This is a genomic window from Enterobacter sp. TMH.L2, assembly GCF_050847315.1.
In the GTDB taxonomy this organism is placed as follows: Bacteria; Pseudomonadota; Gammaproteobacteria; order Enterobacterales; family Enterobacteriaceae; genus Cedecea.
This window is the reverse complement of record NZ_CP193791.1, coordinates 4,251,699-4,265,249: the sequence shown is the minus strand read 5'-3', so window position 1 is coordinate 4,265,249 and position 13,551 is coordinate 4,251,699. Positions and strand designations below refer to the sequence as shown.

Here is a 13,551-nt window from a genome sequence, read left to right as displayed (position 1 = left end):
GCGTGGCATCAGGCTGGTTTCAGCCCCGGTTCAACGAGGCCGTAAACCTGGTGATTCAGGTGGGAGGATTTTGCCAGTTCTGCGACGTGCGCGGCGACATCGGCCCGCATGACCATACCGTGAATTTCGGGGGTCTGGCTCAGCACAGCTTTGCCGGTGGGTTCACCGTGAAGCAGGCCACCGGGGCGAACAATAGCAAAGTTCAGCGTGCTGGTTTGCAGCCAGCTTTCGGCGAGGGATTTTTCCCGTACCGCCTGACCAAAGGCCGCTTTTGCCCGGTCGGATAAATAAGCCCAGCTTTCTCCGCAGCCTAAAGAGGTGACCAGCACCATGCGTGAGATCCCGGCTTTTTCGGCGCAGTCGATAACTGTCCGGTGCGCCTGGTAATCCTGTGAACCGCCCATCGTCGAAATGACGGTGGCGTCCTTGCCCGCCAGGCGGCAGACTTCTGCGACAGCGTCTGCGTCGCAGGCGTCGCCGATAATAACCTGGGCACCTGCCTCACGCAGTTTTGCGGCGGCCTCTTCGTTACGCACCAGTGCAACAACGGGGCGATTTTCTGCCAAAGCCAGCTTCGCGGTTAGCGCGCCTACGCCCTTGCCCCCGGCCCCAAAAATTAACCATGGCGTCATGCAATATTTCCCTTAAGTGTCTCTGCCAGCGCACGAAAAGCTGCCAGCTGGTCTGCCAGTAATTGGCGGTGATCGTCGCGCCCGATGAAGATTTTCAGCATCGCGCTGCCCGCCTGATTGAAGAACAGAATCGAGGCGGTGTCCATCCCCATAAACTTGCGCTCCACCAACGCGATGTGGGTGCAGTTGGCCGCTTTGATATGCCCCGTCATGCCTTTTTTGCCGCGCAGGTTGAAATAGCCGTGGCGGTGGAAGCCGGAGGGCAGTTCCCCGGAAAATTCAATAATCACATCGGCGGTGTGTACCAGCGTGGTGACGCTGCCCCATTCGACAACGGTGTCCCAAACGGTGTCGAACTGCTCGCCGCTAACCAGCGCCTGGGCGGGGAGCTGGGAGACAACATCCAGCAGGGTGACATTATATTGTGCGGCAATAGATTCCAGCGTGCCGTCCGGCTGGGTTTTTAAGTAATCGGCGAGGGAAACGGAAGTCATAGCGTTGCTCCTTGTGGTTTTTTGTCCGTTGTTATGGGGGTATTGAGGGCGGCAACCAGCGTCTGCAGCGACTGGAAGATATTGCTGGCCCAGAAGCGGCCTTCGTCGGTCAGACGCAGGCAGGTTGAGTCATCCCGGGTCAGGCCGGAGTCGTGCCATTGGGTAAGCAGCGGCTGGAGCAGATGCGCATCGGCGGTTAACTCGTCGAGAGGCACGCGGGCGGTTTCAATGCCTGCCTGGAGGCGATGCCGCCAGCGGTAGCCTGGGTCAGTGGTGCGGGCCATCATCATCAGCGGTTTTTTTCCGGCGGCGACGGCGGCGTGCCAGGTCTCCAGGTTGCGTTCAACCATCCAGGAGTAGCCGTTAACCGAGCCGCCCGCGCCGGAGCCAAAGGCCAGGCAGTCTGCCCCCTGTTTAATCAGCAGGTTGTAAAGGTTGCGTTCCCGCGTGGTGCGCGCCCAGTGGCTGTTGCTGATGCAGCGCCAGCCTGCGCTGTCCATGAAGTCGCAGCCCTGCAGGTACAAATCCCTGCGTTCGGCTGGGGAAGGCAGCGTGACGCGTCCGTTTTCTACAGCTTTACCCAGCGGCGTTTGCGGTAGCAAATTCAGGGCATAAAGATCGACCCCGTCGAGGCCGATGTCCCGCGCGATAGCCAGGTCTTCGGCCCACAGCTTTTGATCCTGCCCCGGAAGGCCAAACAGCAAATCGCAGACCACGGCGGCACGATCGCGTTTGCAGAGGTTTTCCATAAAGCGTCGGGCGGTGGGGCCGTCGGAGGTGCGCGCCATTTTTTTGCGGATTTTGCTGTTAAACGACTGGATGCCGATGGAGAAGCGGTTGGCTCCGGCGTCGAGGCAGGCGTCGATGCGCTCATCATTAAAATTCAGCACCCGGCCTTCAATGGTGATTTCGCAGTCCGGGGCCAGCGGCAGGCTGCGGCGCAAGGCGGTAATGATCCGCGCTAAATCTTTAGCTGACAGCGCCGAAGGCGTGCCACCGCCAAAGTAGATGGCGTGAATGGGGGCCGACTGGTGCAGCGGGCTGCTGGCCTCCAGCTCGATTTCCCTGAGCAGCGCGTCGGTGTAGCGTTCGCAGTGGTCTGCTTCATAACGATTCTGGTAAAAACCGCAGAAGGTACAGTGCGTTGCGCAGAAGGGAATATGGAGGTAAACCAGCCTTTTGCCGGGAGGCGTTGGGCTGGTAATCACCTGTTGCCAGGTGTGCTCCAGCTGTTCTTTGGCGATGGGCATTGCGCCGCGCCACGGCATGGTAGCGTGACGATCCTTAAAGGGTTGCCCGCCGGGGAGCGCAAAGTGCGCCTGGAGATCCAGTTCAGGTTTCATGTTCAACATCGCTCATTTCAAAGTAATCCTTAATCTTTCTGGCCGGACTCGGGCCAAAACTGGTGATGCAGCAGTTCCACGGCCTCTGCGACGCGCGGGCCCATGCCCAGAATCAAAGCCTGATCGATAATGACTATCCGCTTGTTTTTCCAGGCGGAGGTATGGGTGATCCCGGGAATGGCCTTCAGCGCTTCGGGGTTGCCCTGGGTCATTTGAGTCGTCGCGACGATGACCTCAGGGTTGGCGGCGATCATCGCCTCGGTGCTGTAGCTCTGGTACTGACGATGCCGGGCGATATTTTTTGCTCCGGCCATGCTAAGGATGGAGTCGGCCACGCTGCCCGCGCCGGCAACCTGCGGCACGCTGCCGCCTGCGGAGAGAATAAACATCGCTTTGACGGGGTGTGGCTTCAGCGCGTTACGTTTGCTAATCACCTCCAGCCGCTGTTTAAGGCTGGCAATCAGCGCCTCTCCCTGCGGCTGGCGCTGTAAGGTCATCGCCAGAGTTTGAATGTTGGTGTACATCTGCTCGACGGTGGCGGGCACTCGCGGGAGCTGCAGGACATTCACCTTTGCCTTTTCCAACTGCCCGATGACGATGTGCGGCCCGGCGTCCTGCCAGGTAATGAAGCGCCCGGGGCGCAGCGACAAGATGGATTCACTGCTGAGCTGCATCCAGGAACCGATGTGCGGCAGCTTTGCCGTTTCCGGCGGCCAGGTGGTGGTTTCATCTACGCCAACCATCTGGCTACCCGCGTCGAGGGCATAAACAAGCTCGCTCAGGGAGCCGCCAGCGACGACCAGCCGCTCGCTAGCCTGGCTGGAAAAAGAAGTCGTCAGCGCTAGCAGTGCGGCAAAAAAATGTCTCTTCATCAGAATTTCCACCCAAAGCCGATGGCCGTGTTGAAGCCCGCTTCCGGGATAGATTCGTGGGCGGTCTGGTAGCGTTTGTTGGTCAGGTTGTTCAGCGCCAGGTTGACCAGGTACTGGTCGTTGTCACCAAACTCGGCGTTGACGGCCAGGTTTAACGTGGCCCAGCCGGAGTAGCGCCTTTCACTGTCACCGGTGTTTTCTTTGGCACGGGAGGCCGCGCGAATAAAGGCGTCGGAGGTGATATTCATGGCGTTAAGCATCAGCGTATGTCTGACCCCGAAGCGGCCATTGACGACAGGTTCGCCGGTATCCCAGGTTTTTAGCGAGTCGCTTTCATACTGACGACGCAGGAGATTGCCGCTCAGGTAAGGGGAGACGGCCCAGCCGTTGTACTCCGCGCTCAGCTCAATGCCGTAGGTTTTGGCCCGGTTGATGTTGTCATAAAAGCGGTAGTTGGCCCGGGAACTGCCGCTGTTCCCCAGACAGAGGGCTTGCCCTTCGCAGGCTCGTGATGCGACGTAATCTTTGGCTTCGGAATAGTAGACCGTGCTGTCAATCAGCCACAGGTTGCCTTTGTAGCGGGCGCCAATTTCGTAGTTGTTGGAGTGTTCCGGGCGCAGATCAGGGTTGCCGTAAGTCACGCCGCCGCCGGCGGAAGTCTGCATAAACTGCTGCACCAGCGTCGGGAAGACGTAGCCCTGGGCAAAGGCTGCACGCAGCTCGATATCTTTAAACCCGGAGTAGTTCAGGCTGGTCGCCGCCACGAACTGGCTATCGCTGGCGGATTTGTTGCCGGTTGCGGTGTGGGTTGTAACGCCGCCTTCGGTTTTTTGTGTGCTGCTATCAATGAGTTTGGAGGAGAGCCAGTACTGGCGGGCGCCCGCCGTCCATGTCCAGTCATCGGCCAGGTGCCAGGCGTTCTGCGCAAACAGTGAGGTATTGCTTTGTTCCGATTTGTCCTGCGACTGGCTGTGGGTTTCAATATCAAAGATCCCGGTTTTGGCCGTCTGCCGCGTGTAGCCGCTGCCGCTCTGGTCTACCTTGTCGTGCTGATACTGCGCCCCAAGCACCAAATCGTTCCCGGCGGGCAGGGAGAAGTTTGTTTGCAGCGTGACGCCCTGGGTGTACTGCTTGTCGTTGGTCTGGGTCTGATTTTTTACGCTTAGCGCCTGAATGGCCGGCGAAGGAATCACCTGTGTAGTCGCGACTTCATTGTTAAACCGGCGTTCGACGGTTTGGCTGTAGGCATCCAGATGGATTTTTTTCAGGTAATTTCCGTCGACATCAAGGTCGTAAAACAGCCCGATTTTTTCCCGCGTCATTTTCGGGATCCTGACGCTAAAGGCGTCGAACTGTTGGTCTGGATCGTTGTACCAGGTTTGCGTGGCGAGGCTGTAGCGGTCGAGAGACAGGCCAATTTTCTGACGATCGAAACGGTAACCCAGCCACAGTCCCTGGCCGTTATTGCGGAAGTGCGTGTTATCCAGCCGCCCATCCGGGGTTTTTCTGTTGCCCTGGTCCGAGTAGCTGCCGTTGATGCGGTAGTCTAACTGGCCGATGCTGCCCCAGGCGGCGGCGGATTCCTCCCAGCCTGCGGTGGCGGAGTTCCAGGTTGCTTTGACCAGCCCGGCCAACGGCTTATCACCGCCTTTTTTGGTGATGAAATTCACCACGCCGCCGATGGCCTGTGAGCCGTAGAGCACGGAATAGGGGCCTTTAATGACTTCAATACGCTCCAGAGCCGATTCATCCACCAGCAGCCCCGCGCCGTAGTCCTGCCCGGCGCGTTGGTAGGTGACTTGCTGACCATCAATCAGAATCAACACGCGCGATGAGGCTTCGCCCCGGATGCGGATTTGCTTGCGGCCCGCGAGCGCGTTATCGGTGACTTCTACCCCGGGAATATCTTTGAGGTCGTCTGCAATGGAGACGCTGGTGGAGTTTTCCAGCGTTTTGCTGTCAACCACCTGGACGGTAACCGGGCTGTTCCAGAGGTTGGTTTCCGTGCGGCTGGCACTGACGATAATCGTGTCATCAGGCGCGGTGTTTGTCTCGGCGAAAGCGCTATCCGGTGCGGTAAGTGCGCCGGCAATCAACAGAGGTACGACTGAAAAGGTTGCGTAGGTTTCACATTTCCCTGGCATAAACCCATCCTTGTGAACGTTAATGATATTTATTATCGTTCGCCTTTATAGCCAGGAGTAGCGTACATATCCACCGTTTAACCTGCTAACCAGATGCAACTTTGATTTTGGTCAAAGGAGATGGGCCCGTGCGCGGTGAGCCTGCCAAAGAGGGGTAACTTTCTGCGCCCGGGCGCAGAACGTATCACTTTTATGTTGCTAACCTGTTTATTTCCTCAACGAACCTACAAAAAAAAGCAGTGAGTCTGGAAAGAGGAATGCCGTTTATTTTCCATTGCATTGGCGCTTTGTAATGTCCTGTGGTGGGAAAATATTATTATCCCGAATGTGTTTCCGATGAGATACAGCCAGAAACAATTAGCCAATTTATGTAAAGGGGTGATGTTTATATGTTGCAGCACAGGGACGGGAAAATACTCCTTTTATTTATTAGTTTCCTTATTATTTATCTGCTACCGGGAATATACGGCCATACGCCGTGGAAGCAGGATGAAAACTATACCTTCGGCGTCATTCAAACCATGTATGAAACGGGCAATTGGTTAGTGCCTGTGAACGCCGGTGAGCCGTTTATGGAAAAGCCGCCGCTTTATTACTGGACGGCAACGCTAATGGCGCATTTATTTTCCGGTATGATGCCGCTCCACGATGCTGCCCGAAGTGCGACGCTTTTGTTTTCAATTATTAATTTTTCCTTCTTTATTCTGCTGGCGAGAAGAGTATTCCGCAGTGAAAGCCTGGTAGATTACCGTATCTGGCTGGCCTTCGCCGTTTATATCAGCGCCCCGGGCATCCTGCGCCACAGCCATGATATGTTCAGCGATACCGCGCTCACCGCAGGCGCAACCATGGCGCTGTATGGCATTGTCGGGTTGATTCGCCAGGAGAAAGTGGCCGCCTCGGCGGTATGGTTAGGCCTGGGCACAATAGCAACGATGTTATCCAAAGGCGTATTTATTCCCGGCGTATTATGGATAACTTTATTTTTAAGCGCTTTCTTTTTTACACAATGCCGGACTAAAGCATTTTGGTATCCGGTTATTCTCTCAGGACTACTAGCGCTTATTTTTATTCTTCCCTGGCCAGTGTTGCTTTACAGTAAACATCCCGACCTTTTTATGGCGTGGTTTTGGGAAAATAACATTGGCCGTTTTCTTGGCTTTTCCGTTGCTAAGCTGGGCGCGAAAGCAAACCTGATGCGTGTGCCTGAGGCCGTTGCGCTTTTTGCTCTGCCAGCCGGGATGTTGGCGACAGTTTATTTTCTTCGTCATCCACTTCAGCGGTTGAGAAGCCCGGATGAGTTTGTGATTACGCTTTTTCCGTTGCTCGGCATTATTATTCTGCAGATGTCGGCCACCAGTCGCGCTTTATATTTAATGCCCTTTGTGGCCCCGATGGCTATATTGGGATCCCAGCTTTTACCTGCAATAAAAGAGAAAGCACTGCGTTATTTCTCCTGTTTTGCCGTCGCGTTATGGTCAGCTTCGCTTGCGGGGGTTTGGGGCATTTATCTGCTTAAGGTGGGTGGCGATCAAAAAGGCTGGCTGGCTCCGCTTGAGCGCTGGCTGCCGGCGAGCTACGAGCTGCATTTATCCTGGCCGCCGTTTGTGTTTGCCCTGGTCGTTACCGCGCTGTGGATCTGTCGGGGGCGTTTATCTGCGGCACTCAACCCGGTGTTGCGCGCAGCATTCAGTTGGGGGTTAGGCGTGACCGTTGTCTGGAGCGTGGCGTTCACGTTAATGGTGGGCTGGTTCGACTACAGCAAAGGTTATGCTGGGGTATTTAAGGATCTCAAAAGCCATCTGGCGGGGCAGTACCTGGCGGATGACTGCATGGCTTCTTACCGGCTGGGGGAGTCAGAGGCGCCGATGCTTTATTACTTTGCCGGGATCCTGCATCAGCCACAAACAACCTTCCGCCAGCCTGAGCGCTGCCGCTGGCTGATTGTGCTGGGCGACAAGCTGCAGCCCGCGCCGAAGGGAATGGTTTTTTTCTGGGAAGATAATCGCCCCGGTGAGAAGCGTAACAACCTGATGGTGTACCGGGACGTTTCAGAAAATAACGACTAAAAACCTGGGCCGGGTTTACAAGGCTCAGCCAGGCAGGCCTTCTACAATAGTGATCATCGCTTCTGCGACGCTGGCCCTTTCCTGGCGAGCGCGCTGGTATTCCGGTGAGTGGTAGCAGGCCAGCGCCGTCTCCATATCGGCGAACTCAATGACGACATGCCGGGCGAAAGCCGCATCACCCTCTACAACTTCCGCTTTGCCGCCTCTCGCCAAAAAGCGGGCGTTGTAGCGCGTAAAGGCCGCCGGGGATAAATCGATATAGTTTTGATACTGCTTAGGGTTGTGAACGGTGACGTGGGCAATCCAGTATGCGGCCATGCTTTGCTCCTGTAGGGGGGAAGGCTGTTTGTCAGCCAATCTAGCACAGCGGTGAACGGCCGTGTTGCCGGAAAGAGGCGGCATGCTGTGGTGGCTCATCGCTCAATTTGACGTTGTACATTTCATTACACGCCGATACCAATCACTCACTGAAGAGTTTGTTCCACGCGCCTATAGTTCATTTCAACGGCCCCGCAGTGGGGTAAACACGAAAACAAATTCGAGGATGTCGAAATGAAAAAAGTATTAGCTCTGGTTGTTGCCGCTGCTATGGGTCTGTCTTCCGCCGCTTTCGCTGCTGACACTACCGCTACCGCACCAGCTGCTGCGCCGGCAACCACCGCCGCTGCGCCTGCTGCTAAAGCGCCAGCGGCAAAAGTAACGCACCACAAGAAACACAAAAAAGCTGCCGTTCAGAAAGCACAGGCCGCTAAAAAGAAACACAAAAAAGCCGCTAAGCCAGCCACCGAGCAGAAAGCTCAGGCTGCTAAAAAGCACCACAAAAAAGCAGTAAAACCAGCTGCGCAGAAGGCTCAGGCTGCTAAAAAGCACCACAAAAAAGCAGTAAAACCAGCGGCACAGAAGGCTCAGGCTGCTAAAAAGCATCACAAAAAAGCAGTAAAACCTGTTGCTCAGAAAGCGCAGGCTGCTAAGAAACACGTGAAAAAACATCACAAAGTTGCTGCAAAACCGGCTGTTAAGCCAGCTGCATAAGTTTGACGGGGCAACCCCGTTAGCTTGAAGCGTTAACACAAACACCCGGCTTGCCGGGTGTTTCTTTCTGGAGTTCAGATAATGTTGCGACGCTACAGTTTCGAATTAATCCTCACCGCGCTGCTGACCTGCGGCCTAATCACGCTGAATTTTTGGCTTCAGTAGATTCTGTTCTTCCTGAGTTCTAAAAAACCACCAGCCCCTGCTTTACTCAGAAATACAGGCCAGCGCCTGGTTGAGATACTAGTGCAGATTAGCGCTGTAGTTTTTATTTGGCTCTGGAAAAGTGGTTGGAAGAGGGCGATGTCGATGCAGTCGAGTAATCGTTCAGTTCGATGTAGAGTCCGTATCGCCAAAAGCAAAAAAACCGCCATAGGCGGGTTCTTCTAAATAGTGGTGCCCGGACTCGGACAAAAACGTCAGGAACGTTTTTGAACAGCGCTTGCGCTGGCCCCTTATGGGGTGAGTCTCAGGGATGAGACGAATACTAAAACGTCAGGAACGTTTTTGAACAGCGCTTGCGCTGGCCCCTTATGGGGTGAGTCTCAGGGATGAGACGAATAATCGACTTTCAGTTCGATGCAGAGTCCGTATCGCCAAAAGCAAAAAACCCGCCATAGGCGGGTTCTTCTAAATAGTGGTGCCCGGACTCGGAATCGAACCAAGGACACGGGGATTTTCAATCCCCTGCTCTACCGACTGAGCTATCCGGGCAACGGGCCGCATTAAACCGTAAAGGCCGCCAGGCGTCAACGGCTTTGTCATAAAAATTACCTAAAACTATGCTGATTGCCTGCTTTTCAGTCAAAGACAGCAAAAAGACGTGCTTCAGGTTAATGCCCCGCCGGTGCGGCACAGCGCAAAGCGCAGAATATCTTCCGCAAGGGTTCTGGCCGTGTCGATATCAGCCTGGCTACGCTTCACCAATAGCTTGCTCAGGCAGCCTTCCAGCACCAATTCCATTTGGTGCGCGACCATGGTTGGGTCGTCCACTTCCATTTGTGTGAGCAGCTCGTGCGTGTATTCCCAGGCCGCTTTTTTCTGCTGGTCAGCCAGTTGATGAATCGGGTGCGCGGCATCAGGGTAGAAGGTGCAGGCGGCAATAAACAGGCAGCCGGGATAACGCTGATTGCTCACGCATTCGGTCAGGGCGTGGTAGCGCTTAAGCAGCTTTTGCTCCGGCGTTAACTCTTCGTCCAGCATCAGCTGACGCCGCCAGACATCCACCTGCGAACTTAAGTAGCGCAGGGCGTCGTACAGCAGGGCTTCGCTGTCGGGCCAGAACTGGCGAATCTCAGCGAGCGGATAATCGGCTTCTTTCGCCACCATCTCCAGCGTCGTGCTGGCAATGCCTTTACGTTCAAGGACATGCAGGGCGTGCTCTAAAACTTCTTCGCGTTGCACGGTTTTCTCCTTACGTTTCCCAACGGATCAAGTGTTGTTTACTGGCTGCGATTGCGCAAATGCTCGCTGAACGCGGAGGCGTCCATAAAGCCTGTTACGCGGTCTGCCGGTTGTTCAACGCCGTTAGCATCAAAGAATAAAATGGTTGGCAGGCCAAGCACCTGTAAATGCTTCAGCAGGGCTTTGTCGTCGGCGTTATTTGCCGTGACATCGGCCTGCAGTAAAACGGTGCCAGACAGCGCTTTTTGCACCTGCGGATCGCTAAAGGTGTATTTCTCAAACTCTTTACACGCCACGCACCAGTCGGCGTACAAATCTAACATCACCGGTTTGCCTTTCGCCCCGGCTAGCGCGGCGTCGAGCTGCTCAACGTTGGCTATTTTGTTAAAGCTGAGGTGAGGGACGGATTGAACGGATGCCGGAGAGCCAAAAGCCCAGTCCTGCAGCGGACGAGCGGACACCAGCGCGGCACCCAGAAGAATAATTTGCAACACGCGTAGCCAGGGCTTCTTCGCTCCAAGGCTGGTGATAAATGCCCAGCCGAAGAAGGCGACGCCCAGCAGGCCCCACAGCCTCAGCCCCCAGATGTCGCCCAGCACGCGTTCCAGCAGGAAGACCGGCAGCGCCAGAATCGCAAAACCAAAGGCGGTTTTGACGCTTTCCATCCACGGCCCGCTTTTCGGCAGCAGGCGATTACCGAAGACGGTAATCAGGATTAGCGGCAGGCCCATGCCCAGCGCGTAAAGATAAAGCGTGCCGCCGCCGAGCCACATATTTCCGCTTTGCGCGATGTACAGCAGGATAGCGCTAAGCGGCGCGGTGGTGCACGGCGAGCAGATAAGCCCGGCCAGCGCGCCCATAGCAAAGACGCCGCCCGCCGAGCCGCCCTGCTGGCGGTTGCTCATCAGCGCCAGGCGCGTTTGCAGCAACGAGGGCAGCTGCAGCGTGAACAGACCGAACATCGAGGCGGCGAGCAGGATAAAGAGCGCCGACAGGCCAATCAGCACGTATGGGTGCTGGAGTGCCGCCTGGAACTGGAGTCCTGCGGCGGCAACGACAAGACCGAGTGCGGTGTAGGTCAGCGCCATGCCCTGGACGTATACAAAAGCCAGCAGCAGCGCCCGGGCAGTGGACAGGCGTTGTTTACCACCTAGTACGATGCCGGAAATGAGCGGGTACATCGGCAGCACGCAGGGCGTGAAGGCGATGCCGATGCCGATCAGGAAGGCCCACAGCGCGGAGAAGGGGAGCGATGCGGGGGCGGAGCTGTCTGTTCCCCTCACCCCGGCCCTCTCCCCAGAAGGGGAGAGGGAGGAAGAAATATTGGCCTCGTCTCTTGATGGGGAGAGGGAGGAAGACACATTGGCATCATTAGCCGACGCAGCAATAGCACTCAACGGCACAACGCGCGTTTCCGGCGGATAGCAGAATCCGGCTTCGGCGCAGCCCTGGTAAGTGACGCTGACGGACGAACCTTTATTGGCGGCATTTACCGTAATGGGCAGAGTTAGCTGCTGGGTGAAGATCTCCGTTTTGCCGTAGAACTCATCTTCGTGCCAGGTGCCTTTAGGCATAACCAGGGGCGTAATGTCCGCGCTGGTGGGCACCACTTTGATCTGCTGGCGATAGAGATAATAGCCGGGTTTTATCTGCCAGCTGAGCGTCAGCTTGTGCTCGGCCTGCTGAAAGTCAAAGGCAAAAGCCTGGTCGACCGGGACAAACTGCGTTTTATTCTGGGCGTCAAACAGCCCGGCGAAGGCCTGCGAACTGCATAACAGCAGGACTAGCGTAATGATGCGTAGAGCCATGAGAGATATTCACTGTTTCCGTGTGCAACTGGCAGAACCAGTAGTTCTGGCGTTTGATAAGGGTGATGGGTTTTCAGGCAGGCAAGCAGTGCCTCCTGGTGTTCCACGTCGCTCTTGAGCAGCATTTGGACTTCGTACTCCTGCTCCAGCTTTCCTTCCCAGTAATAGAGCGAAGTTGCGCCCGGCAGCAGCGTCACGCAGGCGGCAAGTTTCTCCGCCAGCACTTTCGCGGCCAGATCCTGCGCGGTGGCTTCATCCGGGGCGGTACAGAGTACAACGACAGCCTGGGTCATCGACATCGCAAACCTCATCTGAGAAGAAAGTGCGATGACTATAACATGAGCAGAAGAAAACGGGCTGCATTGCAGCCCGCGTCTGGCGGAGATTTACAGTACGATCCCGCCGATGATAAAGCCGAGGATAACGCACAAAGTAATGGCAATGACGCCGGGGATCAGGAAGGCGTGGTTGAACACATATTTGCCGATACGGGTTGAGCCGGTGTCGTCCATTTCGACCGCTGCCAGCAGCGTCGGGTAGGTTGGCAGGACGAACAGCGCAGATACCGCTGCAAAAGAGGCGACGGCGGTTAATGGCGTGACGCCGAGCAGCAGGGCCGCAGGCATCAGCGCTTTCGTTGTGGCTGCCTGGGAATAGAGCAAGGTGGCCGCGAAGAACAGCACCACAGCCAGCAGCCACGGGTAACCGTTCAGCAGGTCACCGGCAACCGCCTGAATGTCGCTGATATGGGACTTAACGAAGGTATCGCCCAGCCATGCAACGCCGAGTACGCAAATACAGGCGCTCATGCCGGACTTAAAGGTGCTGGCGTTCAGCACTTCGCCAGTGTCGATTTTACAGGTGATGCTAATCAGCGTGGCGATGGTGAGCATAAACACAACAATCGCTTCGTTACGCGGCAGAACCGGGTTCTGAATCAGGCCGACGGTGTCGCTGATCGCGGTGGCATAGAACATCACGGCGACAATACCGATCAGGAATAGCAGCACCGAACGCTTGGCGTGCGGCTTCAGCTCGAAGACCTGGCTACCGCGCAGCTTCACTTCGCCTTTGGCAAGACGTTCCTGGTAAACCGGATCGTCTTTCAGCTCGCAGCCGAGGAAGTTACACACCACCGCGGTTAGCATCACGGCAATCAGCGTGACCGGGATACAGATACCTAGCAGCGTCAGGTAGCTCACGCCCATCGGCTCCAGAATGCCGGCAAAAAACACCACTGCAGCGGAAATCGGCGATGCCGTAATGGCAATTTGTGAGGCGACAACGGCGATAGAAAGCGGGCGAGAAGGGCGAATGCCCTGCTCTTTTGCCACTTCGGTAATCACCGGCAGCGTGGAAAAGGCCGTGTGGCCGGTCCCGGCCAGAATGGTCATAAACCAGGTGACCAGTGGCGCAAGGAAGGTGATGTATTTCGGATGGCGGCGCAGCATGCGTTCCGCAAGGCTGACCAGGTAGTCCATGCCGCCCGCGACCTGCATGGCCGCAATCGCGGCGATCACCGCCATGATAATTTCAATCACGTCGAAGGGGATTGCCCCCGGTTTGATCTGGAAGATAAGGGTAAGCACCAGCACGCCGAGACCACCGGCAAAACCAATACCGATCCCTCCCAGCCTTGCCCCGAGATAGATCGCCAGCAGGACGACCACGAGTTCAGCACCAAACATAATTGCATCCTTGAGATTTAAATGAGATGAAAATGAAATGTTATGTTTTCGTATACCGTTAAAAT

Annotated in this window: 13 protein-coding genes and 1 tRNA gene; 3 read left to right on the top strand and 11 right to left on the bottom strand. The window is 56.0% G+C overall.

The genetic code is table 11. The features are described from left to right. Positions 1–8 precede the first annotated feature (8 nt). The 5 genes from ACREYP_RS20445 to ACREYP_RS20425 are packed head-to-tail and all read right to left on the bottom strand — an operon-like array spanning position 9 to position 5,485. Positions 9–632: an SDR family oxidoreductase gene (locus ACREYP_RS20445; protein ID WP_008453791.1), complete on the bottom strand. Its 624-nt coding sequence runs from the start codon at positions 630–632 to the stop codon at positions 9–11. After that, positions 629–1,126: a heme utilization cystosolic carrier protein HutX gene (gene hutX, locus ACREYP_RS20440; RefSeq protein WP_336818266.1), complete on the bottom strand. Its 498-nt coding sequence runs from the start codon at positions 1,124–1,126 to the stop codon at positions 629–631. The genes ACREYP_RS20445 and hutX overlap by 4 nt, the downstream gene beginning before the upstream one ends. After that, positions 1,123–2,469, bottom strand: coding sequence for a heme anaerobic degradation radical SAM methyltransferase ChuW/HutW (gene hutW, locus ACREYP_RS20435; protein WP_336818267.1), 1,347 nt, complete (start codon positions 2,467–2,469; stop codon positions 1,123–1,125). The genes hutX and hutW overlap by 4 nt, the downstream gene beginning before the upstream one ends. Before the next feature lie 29 nt (positions 2,470–2,498). Next, on the bottom strand, positions 2,499–3,341 hold the full coding sequence (locus ACREYP_RS20430) for a heme/hemin ABC transporter substrate-binding protein (RefSeq protein ID WP_336818268.1): 843 nt from the start codon (positions 3,339–3,341) through the stop codon (positions 2,499–2,501). Next, the gene (locus ACREYP_RS20425) at positions 3,341–5,485 is read right to left on the bottom strand and encodes a TonB-dependent receptor plug domain-containing protein (protein ID WP_498881034.1); all 2,145 of its coding nucleotides are present in this window, start codon (positions 5,483–5,485) and stop codon (positions 3,341–3,343) included. Before ACREYP_RS20425 ends, ACREYP_RS20430 begins: the two co-directional genes overlap by 1 nt. Before the next feature lie 389 nt (positions 5,486–5,874). Here ACREYP_RS20425 and ACREYP_RS20420 point away from each other — a divergent pair, with 389 nt between their 5' ends. Then, positions 5,875–7,554 (top strand): ArnT family glycosyltransferase, encoded by a 1,680-nt coding sequence (locus ACREYP_RS20420; RefSeq protein ID WP_336818270.1) that lies wholly within the window; start codon positions 5,875–5,877, stop codon positions 7,552–7,554. Positions 7,555–7,578: 24 nt separating this feature from the next. Here ACREYP_RS20420 and ACREYP_RS20415 read toward each other — a convergent pair whose 3' ends face one another. Beyond that, on the bottom strand, positions 7,579–7,872 hold the full coding sequence (locus tag ACREYP_RS20415) for a DUF1330 domain-containing protein (RefSeq protein ID WP_008453781.1): 294 nt from the start codon (positions 7,870–7,872) through the stop codon (positions 7,579–7,581). A gap of 234 nt (positions 7,873–8,106) precedes the next feature. Here ACREYP_RS20415 and asr point away from each other — a divergent pair, with 234 nt between their 5' ends. Together asr and ydgU are read left to right on the top strand one after the other, a co-directional pair. After that, positions 8,107–8,586: an acid resistance repetitive basic protein Asr gene (gene asr, locus ACREYP_RS20410; protein WP_166867317.1), complete on the top strand. Its 480-nt coding sequence runs from the start codon at positions 8,107–8,109 to the stop codon at positions 8,584–8,586. 81 nt (positions 8,587–8,667) lie between these two features. Then, positions 8,668–8,751, top strand: a complete 84-nt coding sequence (gene ydgU / locus ACREYP_RS20405) for a small membrane protein YdgU (protein WP_456297838.1) — start codon at positions 8,668–8,670, stop codon at positions 8,749–8,751. 473 nt (positions 8,752–9,224) lie between these two features. Here ydgU and ACREYP_RS20400 read toward each other — a convergent pair. The 5 genes from ACREYP_RS20400 to ACREYP_RS20380 form a co-directional block, all read right to left on the bottom strand. Next, positions 9,225–9,300 (bottom strand) — tRNA-Phe (locus ACREYP_RS20400). A gap of 114 nt (positions 9,301–9,414) precedes the next feature. Then, the gene (locus tag ACREYP_RS20395; RefSeq protein WP_336818271.1) at positions 9,415–9,990 is read right to left on the bottom strand and encodes a transcriptional regulator; all 576 of its coding nucleotides are present in this window, start codon (positions 9,988–9,990) and stop codon (positions 9,415–9,417) included. A gap of 38 nt (positions 9,991–10,028) precedes the next feature. Then, complete coding sequence (locus ACREYP_RS20390; RefSeq protein ID WP_498881033.1) at positions 10,029–11,798, bottom strand: protein-disulfide reductase DsbD; 1,770 nt, start codon at positions 11,796–11,798, stop codon at positions 10,029–10,031. Further along, the gene (gene cutA, locus ACREYP_RS20385) at positions 11,774–12,097 is read right to left on the bottom strand and encodes a divalent cation tolerance protein CutA (protein ID WP_008453776.1); all 324 of its coding nucleotides are present in this window, start codon (positions 12,095–12,097) and stop codon (positions 11,774–11,776) included. The genes ACREYP_RS20390 and cutA overlap by 25 nt, the downstream gene beginning before the upstream one ends. An 87-nt stretch (positions 12,098–12,184) precedes the next feature. Beyond that, complete coding sequence (locus ACREYP_RS20380) at positions 12,185–13,486, bottom strand: anaerobic C4-dicarboxylate transporter (protein WP_008453775.1); 1,302 nt, start codon at positions 13,484–13,486, stop codon at positions 12,185–12,187. Between the last annotated feature and the right edge of the window lie 65 nt (positions 13,487–13,551).